This window comes from Terrimonas ferruginea DSM 30193 (assembly GCF_000425585.1).
Lineage (GTDB): Bacteria > Bacteroidota > Bacteroidia > Chitinophagales > Chitinophagaceae > Terrimonas > Terrimonas ferruginea.
The window spans coordinates 301958-320622 of sequence record NZ_KE384398.1 but is presented as its reverse complement, the minus strand read 5'-3'; the positions used below and the strand labels follow the sequence as shown (position 1 = coordinate 320622).

19 protein-coding genes are annotated in these 18665 nt (G+C 48.9%); 11 read left to right on the top strand and 8 right to left on the bottom strand.

The genetic code is table 11. The annotated features are described in order from the left end of the window. Positions 1-15 precede the first annotated feature (15 nt). Positions 16-1548 carry a 2,3-bisphosphoglycerate-independent phosphoglycerate mutase gene (gene gpmI, locus H608_RS0113510; protein ID WP_028788144.1) on the bottom strand — a complete coding sequence of 511 codons (1533 nt, stop codon included), beginning with the start codon at positions 1546-1548 and terminating at the stop codon, positions 16-18. Positions 1549-1770: 222 nt separating this feature from the next. Between gpmI and H608_RS0113505 the strand changes: the two genes are divergently transcribed. The 3 genes from H608_RS0113505 to H608_RS0113490 all read left to right on the top strand — a co-directional run bounded on the left by H608_RS0113505 (position 1771) and on the right by H608_RS0113490 (position 3562). Beyond that, on the top strand, positions 1771-2157 hold the full coding sequence (locus H608_RS0113505) for a DUF4783 domain-containing protein (protein ID WP_051268309.1): 387 nt from the start codon (positions 1771-1773) through the stop codon (positions 2155-2157). A gap of 207 nt (positions 2158-2364) precedes the next feature. Beyond that, complete coding sequence (nadC, locus tag H608_RS0113495; RefSeq protein ID WP_038008425.1) at positions 2365-3222, top strand: carboxylating nicotinate-nucleotide diphosphorylase; 858 nt, start codon at positions 2365-2367, stop codon at positions 3220-3222. A 10-nt stretch (positions 3223-3232) separates the two neighbouring features. Beyond that, positions 3233-3562, top strand: coding sequence for a translation initiation factor (locus H608_RS0113490; protein WP_028788141.1), 330 nt, complete (start codon positions 3233-3235; stop codon positions 3560-3562). Between the two features lie 206 nt (positions 3563-3768). Here H608_RS0113490 and H608_RS0113485 read toward each other — a convergent pair whose 3' ends face one another. Next, a complete protein-coding gene (locus tag H608_RS0113485) occupies positions 3769-5220 on the bottom strand; it encodes an NADP-dependent isocitrate dehydrogenase (protein ID WP_028788140.1) in 1452 nt (483 codons plus the stop codon). A gap of 142 nt (positions 5221-5362) precedes the next feature. Between H608_RS0113485 and apaG the strand changes: the two genes are divergently transcribed. Next, positions 5363-5749 carry a Co2+/Mg2+ efflux protein ApaG gene (gene apaG, locus H608_RS0113480; RefSeq protein ID WP_028788139.1) on the top strand — a complete coding sequence of 129 codons (387 nt, stop codon included), beginning with the start codon at positions 5363-5365 and terminating at the stop codon, positions 5747-5749. 13 nt (positions 5750-5762) lie between these two features. On the opposite strand, the gene H608_RS0113475 is transcribed toward apaG, so the two are convergent. Beyond that, a complete protein-coding gene (locus tag H608_RS0113475; protein WP_028788138.1) occupies positions 5763-6812 on the bottom strand; it encodes a fatty acid desaturase family protein in 1050 nt (349 codons plus the stop codon). Between the two features lie 70 nt (positions 6813-6882). Further along, positions 6883-7932 (bottom strand): gliding motility lipoprotein GldB, encoded by a 1050-nt coding sequence (gene gldB, locus H608_RS0113470; protein ID WP_155990170.1) that lies wholly within the window; start codon positions 7930-7932, stop codon positions 6883-6885. A 318-nt stretch (positions 7933-8250) separates the two neighbouring features. On the opposite strand from gldB, the gene H608_RS0113465 reads away from it, so the two are divergent. The 6 genes from H608_RS0113465 to rsgA all read left to right on the top strand — a co-directional run bounded on the left by H608_RS0113465 (position 8251) and on the right by rsgA (position 14873). Continuing rightward, the gene (locus tag H608_RS0113465; RefSeq protein ID WP_028788136.1) at positions 8251-9954 is read left to right on the top strand and encodes an NAD+ synthase; all 1704 of its coding nucleotides are present in this window, start codon (positions 8251-8253) and stop codon (positions 9952-9954) included. A gap of 108 nt (positions 9955-10062) precedes the next feature. Further along, complete coding sequence (locus H608_RS0113460; protein ID WP_028788135.1) at positions 10063-11064, top strand: AAA family ATPase; 1002 nt, start codon at positions 10063-10065, stop codon at positions 11062-11064. Then, positions 11064-11936 (top strand): DUF58 domain-containing protein, encoded by an 873-nt coding sequence (locus H608_RS0113455; RefSeq protein WP_028788134.1) that lies wholly within the window; start codon positions 11064-11066, stop codon positions 11934-11936. The genes H608_RS0113460 and H608_RS0113455 overlap by 1 nt, the downstream gene beginning before the upstream one ends. 16 nt (positions 11937-11952) lie before the next feature. Continuing rightward, positions 11953-12903, top strand: coding sequence for a hypothetical protein (locus tag H608_RS0113450; RefSeq protein ID WP_028788133.1), 951 nt, complete (start codon positions 11953-11955; stop codon positions 12901-12903). Positions 12904-12906: 3 nt separating this feature from the next. After that, on the top strand, positions 12907-13914 hold the full coding sequence (locus tag H608_RS0113445; protein ID WP_028788132.1) for a vWA domain-containing protein: 1008 nt from the start codon (positions 12907-12909) through the stop codon (positions 13912-13914). 35 nt (positions 13915-13949) lie between these two features. After that, positions 13950-14873, top strand: coding sequence for a ribosome small subunit-dependent GTPase A (rsgA, locus tag H608_RS0113440; protein ID WP_028788131.1), 924 nt, complete (start codon positions 13950-13952; stop codon positions 14871-14873). On the opposite strand, the gene H608_RS0113435 is transcribed toward rsgA, so the two are convergent. The 3 genes from H608_RS0113435 to H608_RS0113425 form a co-directional block, all read right to left on the bottom strand. Then, entirely contained in the window at positions 14870-15193 is a 324-nt protein-coding gene (locus H608_RS0113435) for a DUF3630 family protein (protein WP_028788130.1), read from the bottom strand. The two genes, rsgA and H608_RS0113435, sit on opposite strands and share 4 nt — an antisense overlap. 74 nt (positions 15194-15267) lie before the next feature. Then, positions 15268-15453: a hypothetical protein gene (locus H608_RS0113430; RefSeq protein WP_028788129.1), complete on the bottom strand. Its 186-nt coding sequence runs from the start codon at positions 15451-15453 to the stop codon at positions 15268-15270. 418 nt (positions 15454-15871) lie between these two features. After that, positions 15872-16384, bottom strand: coding sequence for a gamma carbonic anhydrase family protein (locus tag H608_RS0113425; protein WP_028788128.1), 513 nt, complete (start codon positions 16382-16384; stop codon positions 15872-15874). Between the two features lie 216 nt (positions 16385-16600). Here H608_RS0113425 and H608_RS0113420 point away from each other — a divergent pair, with 216 nt between their 5' ends. Further along, the gene (locus H608_RS0113420; RefSeq protein WP_028788127.1) at positions 16601-17788 is read left to right on the top strand and encodes an aspartate aminotransferase family protein; all 1188 of its coding nucleotides are present in this window, start codon (positions 16601-16603) and stop codon (positions 17786-17788) included. Between the two features lie 144 nt (positions 17789-17932). On the opposite strand, the gene H608_RS0113415 is transcribed toward H608_RS0113420, so the two are convergent. Then, positions 17933-18649, bottom strand: coding sequence for an MIP/aquaporin family protein (locus tag H608_RS0113415; protein WP_028788126.1), 717 nt, complete (start codon positions 18647-18649; stop codon positions 17933-17935). Between the last annotated feature and the right edge of the window lie 16 nt (positions 18650-18665).

Sequence of the window (18665 nt, the reverse complement as noted above, 5' to 3'; positions counted from 1 at the left end):
CGATTCACGATTCACTTATTGCCCGCCCAGCAGCACTTCTCCCGTCATTTCGGGTGGAATGGGAAGTCCCATAACGGTGAGGATGGAAGGCGCAATATCGGCCAGTTTCCCGGGCTTCAATGTTCCTTTCCATTCACGGTCAATCACAAACAGCGGCACCAGGTTGAGCGTATGGGCCGTATTGGGTGAACCGTCGGGGTTGATCATGAAGTCGGAATTGCCATGGTCTGCCGTCAGGAACACCGTGTAACCGTTGGCGAGAGCGGCCGTTACCACTTTGCCCACACATTGATCTACCGTTTCCACCGCTTTGATGGCGGCGCCCCATACACCGGTGTGGCCCACCATGTCGGCATTGGCAAAATTGAGGCAAATGAAATCTGCGGTTTTATTTTCGATCTCCGGCAACAGGGCGGCGGTCAGTTCAAACGCGCTCATTTCCGGTTGCAGGTCGTAGGTAGCTACTTTGGGTGAAGGTACCATGATCCGTTTCTCGCCTTCAAACGGCGTTTCGCGGCCACCGCTGAAGAAGAAGGTCACGTGCGGATATTTTTCCGTTTCTGCAATACGGATCTGCTTCAGTCCGTGCTCTGCGATTACCTCGCCCAATGTGCGCCTGAGGTCATCGTTTTCAAAAATAACATGCACGTTCCGGAATTTGTGATCATACTGCGTCATCGTTGTATAGTCCAGGGCCAGTTTCTTCATGCCGAAATCGGGGAAGTCTGTTTGGGTCAGTACTTCGGTAATCTCACGGCAACGGTCGGTGCGGAAGTTGAAACACAAAACGGCATCACCGTCTTTGATATGCGTCAGTGGTTGCTGTGCTTCGTTAACGATAACGGTTGGCTTGATGAATTCGTCGGTGGTGTTGTGGTTGTAAGCATTCTCTACGGCCGCGAGCGCATCGGTTGCTTTTTCGCCTTCGCCGCGTACCAGTGCATCATAAGCCAGCTTCACGCGTTCCCAGCGCTTATCACGGTCCATGGCAAAATAACGGCCGCTTACCGTGGCGATTTTGCCAACGCTGCTGTTGAGGTGCTGCTGCAGTTCGGTGATAAAACCGAGACCACTGCGCGGATCACAGTCGCGGCCGTCGGTAAAGGCATGGATATAAACTTCCGACAGTTGGTTGGCTTTGCAGATATCGGTCAGTGCCTTCAGATGATTGATATGCGAATGCACACCGCCATTGCTCACCAGGCCGAGCAGGTGCAGGGGTTTGTTGTTTTCCTTTGCATAACGGATGGCTGCCAGCAGGGTGGGGTTGTTGGCCAGCGAACCGTCTCGTACGGCTACATTGATGCGTTGCAGTTCCTGGTAAACGATACGGCCGGCACCCAGGTTGAGGTGACCCACTTCCGAATTGCCCATCTGCCCGTCGGGTAAACCGACCAGTTCACCGCAGGTGGTGAGCGTGGTATGCGGGTATTGGCTGTACAGGGCGCGGGTAAAGGGCGCGTTTGCGTGCTGGATGGCGTCGGAAGATGCAACGGTTCCGAGTCCCCAGCCGTCCATTATAATCAGAATAGCTCTTTTAGCAGGCATAACGGGAAAAATATTTTTTAGCGAGAAATACGTTAAAAATCAATCTGCAAACGATCTGCAGCGGGCGTGAGTACACCATTTGATGCTGTAAAACTACGTCCAAATCAGGTATTTGCAGAAGGAAAAACGGTAAAACTGCCAGATTTTACTATTTTAGGGCAGATAATCCGATTAGCCGCAATGGCATATTTTTCGATTTACCTGTGAAAAATTAAAACAAATATGAAAGGGATCTTTACTGCTCTGATTCTGGTTGTTTCAATGACAACTTCGGCGCTGGCCCAGAAAAGCACCATCGATGATGTAATCGTCACCCTGCGTGCCGGTAATGCAGCCGAGTTGTCCAAATATTGCGACGACAATGTGCTGCTGACCCTTCCAGATAAAAGCGACAGTTACACCCGCGCACAGTCTCAGCAGATACTGCGCGATTTCTTTGCCAATAATGGCGTCAAAGGATTTGACCTGAAACATAAAGGCGAATCACCCGGCGGACATTATTTTATCGGCACCCTGCAGACCAAGTCCGGCAATTTCCGCGCACACGTGTTTCTGCAAACCAAAGGCAACCGGGAGCTGATCAAGGAAATACGGTTTCAAATTTTATAATGTGCAGATATGCCGCTTTTTGGCGGGATGTGTAAATGGCTATTTCATTCGTCTGATTGTTCATGGACACGTTACTTCCGAAGGTTGCAGCAACTAAAAAAACTGTCAGTGAAAAGAGCGGCAATAGCTGTTTCATCTGCACACTTACATATTTTCACATTTCCACATTAATAAATCCGCCAACGGCGGATTTATTATTTTTGCCCCATGAGTTTTGATGAACAACTGCAACACCTGGTTACGGAAGCGCTGCGCGAAGATGTAGGCGATGGCGATCATTCTACGCTGTCATCCATACCTGCTGACGCAAAAGGTAAAGCCGTGCTGAAAATAAAAGAAGCCGGTGTACTGGCCGGGGTAGTGGTGGCTGAAAAGATCTTCCGCATCAAAGAGCCGGACGTGGTTTTCACACCCTTCATGTCCGACGGTGATGCCATGAAACCTGGCGATAAAGCATTTGAAGTAATGGCACCTGTTCATACCATTCTCCAATGCGAACGCCTTGTCCTGAATTGTATGCAACGCATGAGCGGCATTGCCACGCTTACCCGTCAGTATACATCCTTACTCGAAGGATATCATACCCGCCTGCTCGACACGCGCAAGACAACCCCTAATTTCCGTTTGCTCGAAAAAGAAGCCGTGCGCATCGGCGGTGGTGTCAATCATCGTTTTGGCCTGTACGACATGATCATGCTAAAGGATAATCATATCGACTATGCCGGAGGATTGGAAAAAGCAATCAATGGTGCCTGGGAATATGTACAGGAAAAGAAACCCGGACTGAAGATCGAAGTAGAGACACGCAGCCTCGAAGAAGTACGACAGGTAATGACAATCGGGAAGAACAAAGTATTCCGTGTGATGCTCGATAATTTTCAACCTGCACAGGTTGCGGAAGCAGTGAAGCTGATCGACGGTGCTTTTGAAACCGAAGCAAGCGGCGGCATCAATCTTTCTACGATACAGGAGTATGCGGCTACGGGTGTGGATTATGTAAGTGTGGGAGCGCTTATTCACCAGGCGCGCAGCCTCGATCTGAGCCTGAAAGCAGTAACGGAATAAAACAATACCTATGTCAAAGAAAAAGGCCGACAACAACGGATATGTATACAGCACCGATCCTTCTTTCCAATTCGACCAGGAGCAGGAAAACCAGGTTACTTTGCCCCCGGCTCAACAACAATTGCGGATAAGACTCGAGACCAAACACCGCGGAGGGAAAGCCGTTACGTTAATTACCGGTTTTACCGGCACGGCAGAAGACCTGGATGATCTCGGCCGCAAACTCCGCAATGCCTGCGGTACCGGCGGCTCCGCCAAAGACGGCGAAATAATAGTCCAGGGCGACCAGCGGCAGAAAGTGTTGCAGTGGCTGGTGAAAGGAGGGTATAAGGCAAAATAATGTGTAAATATGCCCGCCGGAGGCGGGGCCATGTGGAAATGTGCAGATATGTAAACCCAATCCTCTTGAGTTTAAATACTCTTGCCGTAGTGACTGAAATGCAATGATGATCGGACACTATGCGTTAGCTGTATTCCATTTTCACATTTCCACATCCCGAAGGGCACATTTACACATTATAAAAAAAGGGGCCGAAGCCCCTTTTTTTATTGTCCCTGCGCGAGACTGTATCCTTTTTTCTCTCCCCACATATTCAGTAGTTCGAGCGAACATATTTTGAAGTTGCCGCTTAGGCTCACATAAAGGCCGATGATGTCCTGTTGACTGAGCGCGGAACCATCCAGGCTTTCGAAGCGCACGTTGTATTGGTTAACCAGGTTGGTATATACCGAGCCGGTTGGCCATACTTGTGTACCACGGTTGCTGATGTTTACCAGGCTGAACTTCACGCCTGCATGACGCTGGCACTTGTGTGCAATCACATGCGGTTGTTCGTCGCTTTCGATGAACATATCTACACCAGTGATCACCTCTTTCTCGCCTTCTTTGGATACCATCATCGAGTTTTGCTCCAGTTTGAAAGGAGCGGGAGTGCCTGGTTTGTTGGCGATAATTTCTTTTGCGCCCTGTTCAGGTTTTTTACCGAAGTTGGCAATAATGGCTTCTGCAAATTCTGTGGTATTTACAGCGGGTTTATTGCGGTCACCGAAGTCGCCGGTACGTACGCCGCTTTCCAACGTATAGAGCAGAGCATTTTCGATAATGGCAGCGTTTTCGGTAAGGCCAACGTGACGCAGCATGGCAATACCGCTCAGCAGCAGGGCGGTGGGGTTGGCAATATTTTTACCGGCAATATCCGGGGCCGTACCATGTACCGCTTCGAAGATGGAAATATGATCACCGATGTTGGCAGAGGGGGCGAATCCAAGGCCGCCTACAAGGCCGGCGCAAAGATCACTCACGATATCACCCTGCAGGTTGGTGAGCACCACCACATCAAATGTATCGGGACGCGTAACCAGTTTCATACAGAGGTCATCCACGATGATGTCATCTGCTTTCAGTTCGGGAAATTCTTTAGCCACTTCATAGAAACACTCGAGGAACAAACCGTCGGTGATCTTCATGATATTGGCTTTATGACCGCAGGTAATGCGTTTGGCATTTTTCTGACGCGCCATTTCGAATGCATAACGGATCACCTGCATACTGCCGGGACGTGTAATGAAACGACGGCTCAGTGCCACGTCGTGTGTAAGCATGTGCTCGATACCTCCGTAGGTATCTTCAATGTTTTCGCGCACAACCGTAATATCGATCGGAATGCCGGCCTTGCTGAACACCGTGTCCACACCATGGAGCGTTTGGAAAGCGCGTTTGTTGGCAAACGTGTTCCAGGTTTTGCGGGCCGTAACGTTGATACTTTTAACCCCTTTTCCTTTGGGTGTTTCCATCGGGCCTTTGAAGAGCAGACCCAGTGTTTCGATAGACATCTTGGCTTCGGGAGTCATCCCGTTGTTGAATCCTTTGTCGAACACCCATTTTCCCATATCCACAAACTCATATTCCAGCGGGGTATTGTTGGCTTCAAAGATGCGCAGAACGGCATCCATGATTTCGGGTCCTATTCCATCTCCTTTGGCAACAGCTATTTTCATATTATTCAGGGTATTATCTGGTGAAAAAATCAGTACCGGTCAGGTAAATAAGCGAGAAATTCGCCGCAAAGGTAACTGAAATAATCCCTGGGCGACATTAAAAAAGGGTATAAATGGCTTATTTTTACCAAAATCACCACCTATGAGCAGCATGATCTCGGAAGGAATACAGGTGAGCGTGGAAACGTTTTACCAACCCGATTACAGCAACCCGCTGCAATCGGAGTTCATGTTTGCCTACCGGATCACGCTTGAAAATCACAATGCTTTCCCTGTAAAATTACATCGGCGCAGCTGGCATATTTTTGACAGCAACGGCAGCTACCGGGAAGTGGAAGGTGAAGGAGTGGTGGGCGTACAACCGGTGATCAATCCGGGCGAAAGTTATCAATACGTAAGCGGCTGCAACCTCCGCACCGAGATGGGAAAAATGAAAGGTGAATACCAGATGGAAAATCTGCATTCCAAACGTTTCTTCAACGTAAGTATTCCCGAATTTGAAATGATCGTTCCGCTCAAATACAACTGATCCTGTTCGCGGATCAGGAAGCTTTCTGCAATTTTCTTGCGCGCTCCTTCATCAGGCTGATCGCTTCTTCGCGGCTGCTGAACATGCCATTGATGTTGACGAGGTTGTCGGCCAGTTTATCATATTTCTTCATCATCAGCCAGGTAAAAATGTGCAGGTAGTGAATGCCGTCGAACACGATGGCTTTGTTTTCCGCAAATTCATCTTTACGTTTCAGGAACTCATTCGGCATCTCGGTATAGTGCATGCCGGGACGCAGGTGATGGATGATATGATAACCGTCATTCCAGCAGGTCTGGTTGTAAACGGTATTGATGCAGTTGATAGAGTTTTTATAAAGATTTTCCGGCTCTGCGTGGTCGACGAAGGAGTGTTGCGTCCAGTTGCCCAGCATCATCACAAAACGTGCGAAGATCAGCGGCACAATGCATACCACCAGCGTCGCTTTCAGGTTCACAAAGCACATGCCTATGCAAAAAGCGAGGTATACGTATTCCCCTACGGTCAGCCGCATATAGAGTTTACGGCGCTTACGGTAGTAGAGGTAAAGGATCGTGTTTTTAACACCCACCAGGATGAACGTCGAGAAATACTTTAAGAAGTCGCCGAAGTTATCGCGCTGATAGTACATCGTGCTCGAAGTATCGTCGTCCATGTTGTTTTCCACGTGGTGCATGCCCAGGTGATGACTGTAATATCCTTCCGGTGCGTGACCGAATAAGGGACAGATGATCCAGGTGACGTAAGTATGCAGCCACTGGTATTTTTTCTTGAAAAACTTGCGGTGACAAATGCAATGGAACATGAGACCGAAACGGCCTTTGAAATACAATTGCGAGATGTAGAAATAAGGCACTGCCACTGCCCACCAGATCCATCCCTGGAATACGGGAGTAAACAAAAGAATGGCCGGCAGTAACACGATCAGATGGATCGTGGTCAGCAGGTAGGCAAACGGAAGGTCTCTTTTGTCGTTGATGACATGAAGCCAGAGACGTTCAAACAGATTGAATTTTTCCTTCGGCACATAAACCGGGTCAGTAAGAGCTGATAATGACTTCATAACTACAATCAGGAATTAACGTGATAGCTTAGGGGCACAATATAGCAAAAACCCAAGTCCCGCACGGGTTTTAGCGCGGTTTATATTTAGAGCCGTTGATAATTTCCACGGCATCCGTTTTCATCAGTTGCTCCGGCTTGACGTCTTTATTATTTTCCATGTATTTTTTGATGATCTGCCAGCCGATCCAGGGGCCGATATTGCCCGGTGAATCTTCCTGTGACAAGGTCTGCGTAAACGGCGCTTCGCCGATATATAATTGCAATACGGCGGGTGAGTTGGAATACAGGTCCTGATGCGAACGGTTGATCGTGCTCCAGATCATGCCTTCGTTGGATTCGCACCAGTCGAGCTGTTTGGCCGTATAACCGGTCTTGACGGAGTCGGGTGCGCCCGGCATGAATTTATCCAGCAGCCACCATTGTTTGCCTTTTTCCACCATTTGTTCCAGCAGCGGCCGGCCGGCGCTTCTGTCGGGAAACAGATCATCCACGATCAGTTTCATAAAATCGGCAGGGATATATTCCGGGGCAAAGCGACGGCTTCGGAAAACCGGGGCAACCGCATTCGCGAATGCCGGTTCCTGGTAAAAGGAGAAATTGGCGCCCAGGTAAAATTGCAGGCTTACACCGCCCCAACCCGGACCGAGAAAGCAACCGCTGTAATCGCCGTTGCCCACTGCTGCCAGGTCTTGCGCAGAACCCAGCGGACCCAATACCGTGAACAGCGTATCAGGCAACTGATAAGCCGGGAAATAATATTTTACATACCTGAAGTAACCGGCGATTTTGTCGTTGATCCCGTTGAAATCCTTGTACAGCTTCTGCGAAGAATCGAACAGCGACCTGTAGTAACGATAATATTCTTTTACCTGCTCATTGTTCTCGGCTTCCAGAAAGCGTTGAAGAAAAAGAGGCAGCAGTTGAGGATACTTCTGGCGTACAGCGGCCAGCCCGGCTTCGATGTTATTGGTGTCGATAGCAAAAAAATCCTGATCGAACCGCAGGGTTTTGAGGCTGACCTGGATATTGGAAACATCGGGTGCTTTTTCCCGTTGCTTGCAGGCAAACAGGCTAAGCGAGCAGATAAGAATAAAGAAATAAGGACGCAAATCAGACAATTTGATAATTTGAAAATTTGATGATGTGAAAATAGGGCAATAAGTCAATAAGTGAATAAGTCAATGGGTGAATGAGTGAATAAGTCAATAGTCTTTATTGTCCTGGTTCATGTATACACGAACCAGGGTGACCGGATCGACAACAACCGTGACTGCGCTGGCTGAGGTCCCGGCGCCAGCCTTTGGGTGAAAGAGGTTGCCGGTTCACACGAGGATGCTTGAGCAAAGCGTCATTATTTATTGACTTATCCACTTATTGCCGGCTGTTTACTTATAACTTAAAACTTAATACTTACTACTTTTGCTCAAAGTACAACAATGAAAATCGCACTGGCACAGCAGAATTATCATGTCGGAAATTTTGATCGTAACGTAGACAAAATACTGGAGGGTATCCGTTGGGCAAAAGAGCAGGGAGCTGACCTCGTGGTCTTTTCCGAACTGTGTATCTGTGGTTACCCGCCGCGCGATTTTCTGGAGTTCACTGATTTTATCAATCAGTGTTATGCCGCAGTAGACCGGGTGCGCGAAGCGGCTGACACCATCGGCGTATTGATCGGCGCACCCGCCCGCAACGAACGCCCGGAAGGGAAAGACCTGTTTAATGCCGCTTTTTTTCTCTATGAAAAAGAAATAAAAGCTACGATCCACAAAACGCTGCTGCCTAACTACGACGTCTTTGATGAATACCGCTACTTCGAACCCGCTTTCGACTGGCAGGTGATTACTTTCAAAGGACATAAACTCGCCGTTACTATTTGTGAAGATATCTGGAACATGGGCGACAATCCGCTTTATCGCGTGACGCCGATGGAACAACTCATCCGGTTTCAACCTGATGTGATGATCAATCTTTCCGCCTCTCCTTACAATTATGCACAGGATGTGGTGCGCAACAGTCTCGTAAAAGCCCACACACAGAAGTACCATCTTCCGATGTTTTACTGCAATACGGTCGGTTCTCAAACCGAGATCGTATTTGACGGAGGAAGCCTCGTGTATGATGCTGCCGGAAAACAGGTGGCCGAAATGAAATATTTCGCAGAAGATTACCAGGTCTTTGACCTCGATAAGATCCGCACTACATCAACCGAACCCGTTACAGATGCGGGACCTGTTTATTTTTCGGCGATGGATGTGGGAGTGGGTACAGACACGCTATCCTATCTGACCGGCGAAAAAAATATCGAGGAAATCTATCACGCGCTTGTGCTCGGCATCCGCGATTATTTTGAAAAAATGGGTTTCAAAAAAGCCATTCTCGGTTCTTCCGGCGGTATCGACAGCGCCGTCACGCTGGCTTTGGCGGTGGAAGCGTTGGGCGCGGAAAATGTACGCGCCATCCTGATGCCTTCGCAATATTCCAGCGGGCATTCGGTATCGGATGCGGAGCAACTCAGCAAAAACCTGAACAATCCGTACGATATCATTCCGATCAAAAATATTTATGAAACATTTTTGCAGGAACTGAAACCCGTGTTCGGCGATCTTCCCTTCAGTCTCGCGGAGGAAAATATCCAGAGCCGCAGCCGCGGCAACCTGCTCATGGCCATCGCCAATAAGTTTTCTTATATCCTGCTCAACACTTCCAATAAAAGTGAACTGGCAACGGGCTATGGCACCTTGTACGGCGATATGGCCGGTGGGCTGAGCGTATTGGGCGACGTGTACAAAACGCAGGTTTTTGCCCTGGCGCGTTATATTAACCGCGATAAAGAAATCATTCCCGAACACATCATTATCAAACCGCCTTCGGCGGAATTACGCCCCAATCAAAAAGACAGCGACAGCCTGCCCGAATACGATATTCTCGACAGCGTATTGTACGAATACATCGAGCGCCGCCAGGGACCAAAGGAAATTGTCGCCAAAGGTTTTGAACCCCCACTGGTCACGCGCATTCTGAAGCTCGTTAATACCAATGAGTATAAACGAAACCAGTTCTGCCCCATTATCCGTGTAAGCATGAAAGCATTCGGAATCGGACGCAGGGTGCCGATCGTAGGGAAATATCTCTCGTAAATTTTGGTTTTCAAGCGATAAAAGATGCAATTTTTATCGCCACTCGTCATATCGGCAGATAATTTGCAGAGCTTAGTTCGTATTTTGTAGCACCATTAAAGGAGAACTATGCTAAAAACCGCTGAAGATATCCGCCAGCTGAATGAACGCATCAGCCAGGCGGGGCAGTTTACCGACAAATTAAGAAATGAAGTAGGACATGTGATCGTAGGCCAGAGCCATATGCTTGACCGCCTGCTGATCGGCTTACTGAGCAACGGACACGTATTGCTGGAAGGTGTGCCGGGTCTGGCCAAGACCCTTACCATCAAATCGCTGGCTACGGCCATCCATGCGCAGTTCAGCCGTATACAATTTACGCCCGATCTGCTTCCTGCCGACGTGATCGGTACGCTGATCTACAACCAGCAACGCAATGAATTTGTGGTACGCAAAGGTCCCATCTTCGCCAACTTCATCCTGGCAGATGAAATCAATCGTGCCCCGGCCAAAGTGCAATCCGCTTTGCTCGAAGCGATGCAGGAACGGCAGGTGACCATTGGCGACACCACTTTCAAACTCGAAGAACCTTTTCTCGTACTGGCCACACAAAACCCGCTCGACCAGGAAGGAACCTACCCCTTGCCCGAAGCGCAGGTAGACCGTTTCATCATGAAAGTAGTGGTGGATTATCCCACCATGAGTGAAGAGCAGATGATCCTTCGTCAGAATGTATCGGGTGCCAAATCGGAGCCGGTAAGGCAGGTGGTAACGACGCAGGAAGTACTGCATGCAAAAGACCTGGTGCGCCAGATCTACATGGACGAAAAAATTGAACAATACATTCTCGACATCGTTTTTGCCACGCGCCGGCCGGGCCAATATCAATTGGATAAACTCGCGCCGCTGATCTCTTACGGAGCTTCTCCGCGCGGCAGCATCAACCTCGCACTGGCCGCCAAAGCCCAGGCATTCCTCAACAAACGCGGATTTGTGATACCCGAAGATGTACGCAGCATCAGCCATGATGTATTGCGTCACCGTATCGGACTCACGTATGAAGCCGAAGCGGAAAACCTGAAAGTGGAAGATGTGATCGAAGAGGTGCTCAAAAAAGTAAACGTTCCTTAATGCTCGAGACCGCCGATATCATTAAGAAGGTGCGGCTGCTCGAATTGCGTAGCCGCAAACTGGCCAGCGATGTATTCAGTGGTGAATACCACAGCGCCTTTAAAGGCAAGGGTATGTCGTTTAAAGAAGTGCGCGAGTATGCCGCGGGCGATGATATCCGTTTTATCGACTGGAATGTATCGGCACGTTTCGGTCATCCGTTCAGCAAAGTATTTGAAGAAGAACGCGAGCTTACCGTGATGCTGCTCGTGGATATAAGCCTCAGCACCAACTTCGGAACCGTCTATGCCCGCAAGCGCGACCTGGCAACAGAAATCGCCGCCGTGCTCGCTTTTTCCGCCGTCAACAATGGCGATAAAATCGGCGTAATTTTTTACAGTGATAAAGTAGAAGGATATATTCCGCCAAAAAAAGGAAGACAACACGCTTTGTATATCGTGAGGCAGTTACTCACCAAAGAACCGGTAGGTAAAGGCACGGAAGTGACGCAGGCATTGCGTTATTTCACCAATGCCACACGCCAGGTAAGTATCGCATTTGTGTTGAGCGATTTCCTGGATGGTGTATACGAAGATGCCTTGCGCGTGGCCTCCAAAAAGCATGATATCATTGGTTTGAAATTGTATGACCACATGGATATGGAATTGCCTGCCGCAGGATTGATGGAGGTGCAGGATGCCGAAACCGGAGAAAGAAGAATAATTGACAGCAGCAGCAAGTACGTGCGGTATCAATACCAGCAGGAGTTTTTCAAAGCGACCGAATACGCTACGCAAACATTCAGAAAAGCAGGCGCCGATCTGCTGCATGTAAAGACAGGCGATGATTATGTAAAAGTATTGCAACGGTTTTTTCTCAGCCGTCATCGCTGACCGTTGTACGAATAAAATGAAGCGGCTATTTATCCATATATTTTTGACGGGCTTCCTGCTGGCAGGTGCTGTTGTTGTGCGGGCACAACAAGCTACACGCGTCAAAGCATCGGTCGATAAAAGCAAGATCATGATCGGCGAGCCGTTCACGCTCACACTCGAAGCACAGATTCCGGTCAATGAACCCATCCGCTTTTTCTCCATTGACACCATTCCACATTTTGAGTTTTTACAAAAAGGAAAAACAGATACTACCGACAAAGGCGGTGGCACCGTATTGCGCCAGGAACTGCAACTGACAAGTTTTGATTCCGGTGCCTGGGTTATTCCCGCCATGGTTTTGTCGGCCGGTATTGCCACCGATAGTTTACCGGTTGATGTAACATTCAGCGACCCTTTTAATCCGGAAGCGCCTTACAATCCCATACACGATATCCTCGATGCCGAACCGGTAAAAGAATCTGCGGATCCTACATGGTTGTGGTATCTCGGAGGCAGTGTATTGTTGCTGATCATTTTACTCTGGTATTTCCTGAGCAGGCGCAAACCGGCCCCGGCAAAACCGGCAGTGGTGCTGACGCCGTATGAAAAAGCTATAGAGGCATTGCAACGGTTGAAGCAGTCGTCAACAGACAGCAGGAACTATCATATTACGCTGGGAGAACTATTCCGCAGTTATGTATCGGAACGCCGGCAATTACCCACGTTGCAACAAACAACAGATGAAGTAATGCGGCAGTTGAAAGGAACGGGCCTGGCCGAAGAAGCGGCACGCCGTTTATCACAGGCCTTGTTGCTGGGCGACTTTGTGAAATTTGCACGCTATCAGCCAACGGCAGAAGAAAATCAGTTCAGCATTGAAGCGGTGGGAAATGCCATCGATGAATTGGAAAATGAAACACGGCGTGAAGAAGCGATACGCGCACAACAGGAATTAGCACAAAAAAGCGGAAAGCCTTCACGATAGGTTATGATATACGAATGGTTTAAAAATATCACGTTTGCCTGGCCGGAGAATTTTATTCTTCTTGGTTTTATACCCTTTCTTACGTTCTGGTATCTGCGTCGCCGTGCGCGCTCGCAGGCGGCCATGACTGTTTCCACCACACGTTTTTTAAATGTGAGATCTGCGCGCAACCGCATGGTGCACTGGCCATTCATATTACGTATGCTGGCTGTGGCTTGTATTATTGTGGCATTGGCGCGTCCGCAGCACCGGAATGATTACGAAAAAACGGAAGGTGAAGGCATCGATATCATGTTGTGCATGGATGTGAGCGGTAGTATGGGTGATCCTGATATTCCGCCATCACGCATCGAAGCGGCAAAAGCGGTTGCCGAAGAATTTGTTACCAATCGTCCTGTCGATCGCATCGGCCTGGTGATTTTTTCGGGAGAAAGTTTTACCAAATGTCCCATTACACCGGATCACAATACATTGATTACACAGATTCGTTCGCTCGAGTTGCGCGACGGCGGTTACCTGGCGCAGGGTACGCTGATCGGTGAAGGGTTGGCTACGGCCGTCGATCGCATTTCTTCCAGCCCTTCTAAGAGCCGCGTGATCATTTTACTGACCGATGGTAAAGAAGACGCGCCGGACACGCGGCTGATCGATCCGCTGACGGCATTGGAAATTGCGAAAGCCAAGCAGGTGAAAGTATATACGATCGGTATGGGACTGGGCGCTTCGTCTGCCGAAGATATCGGCGGCGGTCCGCGTGCATCAGACGATTTTTTGGATGAAGGTTTATTGCAGAAAATTGCAACCGAAACCGGCGGACGGTTTTTCCGTGCGCGGGATAAAGACGGATTGAGTACCATCTATGCATTGATCGATAAGCTCGAAAAATCGAAAGTGGAAATCATCCGGTATAAAAAAATAGAAGATAAATTTCATCTGCTGATCCTGTGCGCACTCGCGTTTTTGTTATTGGAAATGGTGCTTCGCACTACTATTTTGAAAAAATTCCCCTGATGCGGTTAGCATTATAATCCTGATCTTCGCAGCGCATGAAAGCACTAGTGTATAAATCCACCGGCAGTTGGTATACGGTCAAAGACGAGACCGGCAAATGGTACCAGGCGCGTACAAAAGGTGTGCTCAAGCTGGATGATATTACCAGCACCAATCCCGTGGCCGTTGGCGACTGGGTAGAGATGGAAACCGAATCCACGCAGGAAACTGGGGTCATCAGCGAGATCCACGAGCGGAATAATTATATCAACCGTCAGTCTCCCCGCCATAAGCACCAGCACCATATTGTAGCGGCCAATCTCGATCAGTCGGTATTGGTGGCCACTTTGCGCGAACCGCGTACGTCGCAGGGATTCATCGACCGTTTCCTGGTGGCATCCGAAATGTACCATGTGCCGGCACTGCTGGTATTTAACAAAGTAGATCTCTATCGCGAAAAAGACTTCGACAAGTTTGCCGAGTGGGAAGAAATGTACAGCGCCATCGGTTATAAAGTATTATTGGTTAGTACCGTTACCGGCCAGGGTATCGGAGAATTAAAAGAACTGCTGCTCAACAAAACTTCGCTGATCAGCGGGCACAGTGGCGTTGGAAAATCGTCTATGCTGAATGTCATTTTCCCCGATAAAAATCTCAAGACACAAGGCGTAAGCGGCTGGAGTGGCAAGGGACAGCATACTACTACGTTTGCCGAAATGTATGACCTTCCTGAAGGTGGCCGCATCATCGACACGCCCGGTATGCGTGAGTTTGGATTAGTGGATGTGGAGAAGCAGGAGGTATCACATTATTTTCCTGAAATGCGTGAGCGGTTGTCAGGATGCCAGTTCAATAATTGTCAGCACCTGAATGAACCGGGTTGCGCCATAAAAGAGGCCGTGGCGGAAGGGGAAATCAATATGGACCGTTATCTCAGTTATGTTTCCATTGTGGAAACGCTGGAAGACAAAGGTTACTAAACACGCGCAGAACGCGCGTCCAATGTCGCTTTCAAAACGGTTGCAAAATCTTCCACCGCTTTATTGTCTTTGGGTGCGGCCGCGTCGTTTTTACTGGGGAAAACGGTAATACCTGTGTAAATGCTGTATTGAAGGGTAAGCTCATGCCCTTTGAATCTGAAAGCCCAGTTGAGGCTGTCGAAATCATCTTCTTTACTCACAAATTTGATATGCATATCCTGGTTGAGGATATCGGCGGTGCGGTAAAATTCGCGGAGGGTGCCGTCATCGGTGATGAGGGCTTCAGTGTATCCCAGTTCGGTTCGCAGGGTAAGGGGCATGACGTAAAGATTTAAGGATGCAGGTACATCCTCAAAGACAGCGCGGTTCGCCGGAAAGCTGCATGAAGAAATTGTTATCCCCTGAACTTGGCTTTGCGGGCTTTTTTCATCTCTTTGGAACTCATGTCGCCGGAAAGTACTTTTTCGGCACCCACGTTACGTCCATCTGTTGGGCAGCCGGAACCTTTCCTGAAAAGGGAGCAGCGGGTGAGCAGCAGGGAGGCTGCGACCAGTACGGTATAAAATCCAAGTTTTTTCATGAGGGATACGAAGATACGATAATTCAGAAGTAAAAACGTGAATCGTGAATCGTCAATAGGTCAATCGGTGAATAAGTGAATGGTGCCGCACGTTGTTGGTCTCCAGATCACAACTGTTCGGAAGATTTTAAAGGCTGTCAATCCGACATCCCGCCACCGTTGGTCTCCAGACCAACGGACCTGTACAAACTTGAGTCAGGTACGAAGTTGACCTTAACCTATCAAAAAAGTCTGACTCTTGCTTGTTGGTCTCCAGACCACAAGGGCGCTAATTATTGGGTGGCTGAAGTTTTCGAAGCCAGTCGTAAATCGGTGAATAAGTGAATGATTTATACTACATAACAACCCTGGCTGTTTACCTTAAAGCCTACTACTGCAACTTAATCCCTTTTTGAATTTTGACTTTTTACTTTTGAATTTACCTGAACCAGTCTGCGTACTTGACGTAATTCTCTGCTATTCTGTTGATTTCACCGCTGATCAGTTCCTGGGAAATGTCTTTCACTTTTTTGGCGGGCACGCCGGCATAGATGCTACCGGCTTCGCAGACGGTATTTTCTAAGACCACGGCACCGGCCGCAATGATGGTGTTGCTGTGTACTGTTACATTGTCCATCACCACCGCACGCATACCGATCAGCACATTGTCATGAATAGTACAACCGTGTACAATGGCGTGATGCCCGATAGAAACATTGTTGCCGATCGTTGTTCCGTACTTCTGGTAAGTACAATGGATGCAGGCGCCATCCTGCACGTTCACTTTATTGCCCATGCGGATAAAATTCACATCACCGCGGATAACGCCGTTGAACCACACGGAGCAGTCGCTGCCCATGATCACATCACCCACGATGGTGCTGTTGGGGGCGAGAAAACAATTGTCGCCGAATTGGGGAAGTTTGCCTTCCACCGGAAGAATAAGTGCCATGGATGCAAAATAAGTGAATAAGTGGTGAATAGTGAATGGTGAATGGTGATCCCGAAGTGTCGGGAGTCAATCGTGAATGAAGCACCCGCTCCCCTTGCCTTTCGAGAACCTCAAGGAGCAAGGGGGCCGGCTGTTTTACTTATAACTTACTACTCTTACGCCCTAAGCCTTACGCCTTAGGCCGAAGCTTCTACCTTCCACCGTATCTTTGTGGCAATGAATCAACGTGAATTATTTCTCCGGCATGTAGCGCAGACATCTCCCGCACCACTGGCACTGGAAATTGTGAAAGCAGAAGGTGCAACGCTCACAGATGCGGCCGGTAAAACATATATCGATCTCATCGGCGGCATCAGCGTAGCCAACACCGGGCATCGTCATCCGAAGGTGATTGCCGCAATAAAGACCCAACTGGATGCTTATCTCCATGTGCTGGTATATGGTGAATTTGTACAATCACCGCAGGTGCAATATGCCACAAAACTCTGCTCCTTATTACCCGAAAACCTGAATTCCGTTTACTTCACCAATTCCGGTGCAGAAGCAGTGGAAGGCGCCATGAAACTGGCCAAGCGCCTCACCAACAGAACAAAGATCATTGCATTCAATCATTCCTATCACGGCTCTACACAGGGAGCATTGAGCATATTGGGCGATGAATACTGGCGCAATGCCTATCGGCCGTTATTGCCGGGTATTTATCATCTCGATTATGGCACAGCCGCAGCGCTTGAATACATCACGGAAGAAACCGCCTGCGTATTTGCAGAAACCATACAGGCCGAAGGCGGAGTAAAAGCTCCTCCCGCAGGATGGCTGCAGGCGCTAAGAAAAAAATGTACGGAAACAGGCACACTGTTGATCCTCGATGAGGTGCAGGCGGGCTTCGGCCGCACGGGTAAGCTATGGGGCTTTGAACATTTCGATGTAGTACCGGATATTTTGTTACTGGGAAAAGCGTTGGGTGGTGGCATGCCATTGGGCGCATTCATCGCGTCGAAAGAGCGCATGGACCGCTTTACTGAAAATCCGGTGCTGGGGCATATTACCACCTTTGGCGGACATCCGGTTTGTTGTGCTGCAGGGCTGGCCGCACTCGACGTATTGCTGGAAGAGAAGCTTGCTGAAACAGTGGCGGAGAAAGAAGCATTGTTTCTTTCCCTGCTCAAACATCCCCGCATTCAATATGTGCGTTCCTTCGGCTTATGGTTGTCGGTCGGTTTCGATTCCTTTGAAACCAACAAGGCTGTGATCGACGCGTGCATTGCCAAAGGCGTATTAACGGATTGGTTTCTCTTTGAAGCAGCCGGTCTGAGAATTTCCCCACCCCTGAATATTTCATTGGAACAAATAAGGGAGGCATGTGCGGTAATAGTAGAAGCGTGTGAAGCAATTCAAAAGTAAAAATTCAAAAGTCAAAAACTCTTTGCGCCTCTGCTACTTATGCATCTCTGCGTGACACCGGCATTTCTTTTTCACGCAAAGGCGCAAAGAAATTAAGACGCAACGCGTATTCACTTTTTTTACTTTTGAATTTTGACTTTTGAATTAAAACGGCGTCACACTAAAAAACAACCACGCCGCCAGCAATCCCCCGATAATGGGCCCTACTACGGGCACCCACGCATAACTCCAATCACTGCTGCTCTTATTGGGCATAGGCAACACAAAATGTGCAATGCGGGGACCAAGGTCACGCGCAGGATTGATGGCATAACCTGTAGGTCCGCCTAAGGAAAGGCCAATGCCCAGCACGAGCAGTGCCACGGGCAATGCATCCAGCGCACCCAGCGTAGCGCCGGGTTTGGAGATGGTCAATGCACCAAACAACAACACGAATGTGCCGATGATTTCCGTAGCAAGATTGTATACAGGATTGCGGATGGCCGGTGCCGTACTGAACACCGCCAGTTGCAGACCGCCATCCTCCGTGGCATCAAAATGTTGTTTGTAAGTAATCCATACCAACATGGCGCCGGCAAACGCACCGGCAAACTGCGCTCCGATATAAGGCAGCAATAAACTTTTGTCAAAGTCGCCAAAGGTGGCGAGCGCAATGGTAACAGCCGGATTCAGGTGTCCGCTGCCACCAAGATTGGTAGAAGCGTATACACCAAGAAATACCGCCATGGCCCAGCCAAACGTAATAACGATCCATCCGCTGGACTGACCTTTTGTTTTATTCAACACCACATTGGCAACCACACCACCACCGAGCAGGATAAGCAGGGCAGTGCCGAAAAATTCTCCGATAAATGGGGACATGCTAAGCAATTTTAAG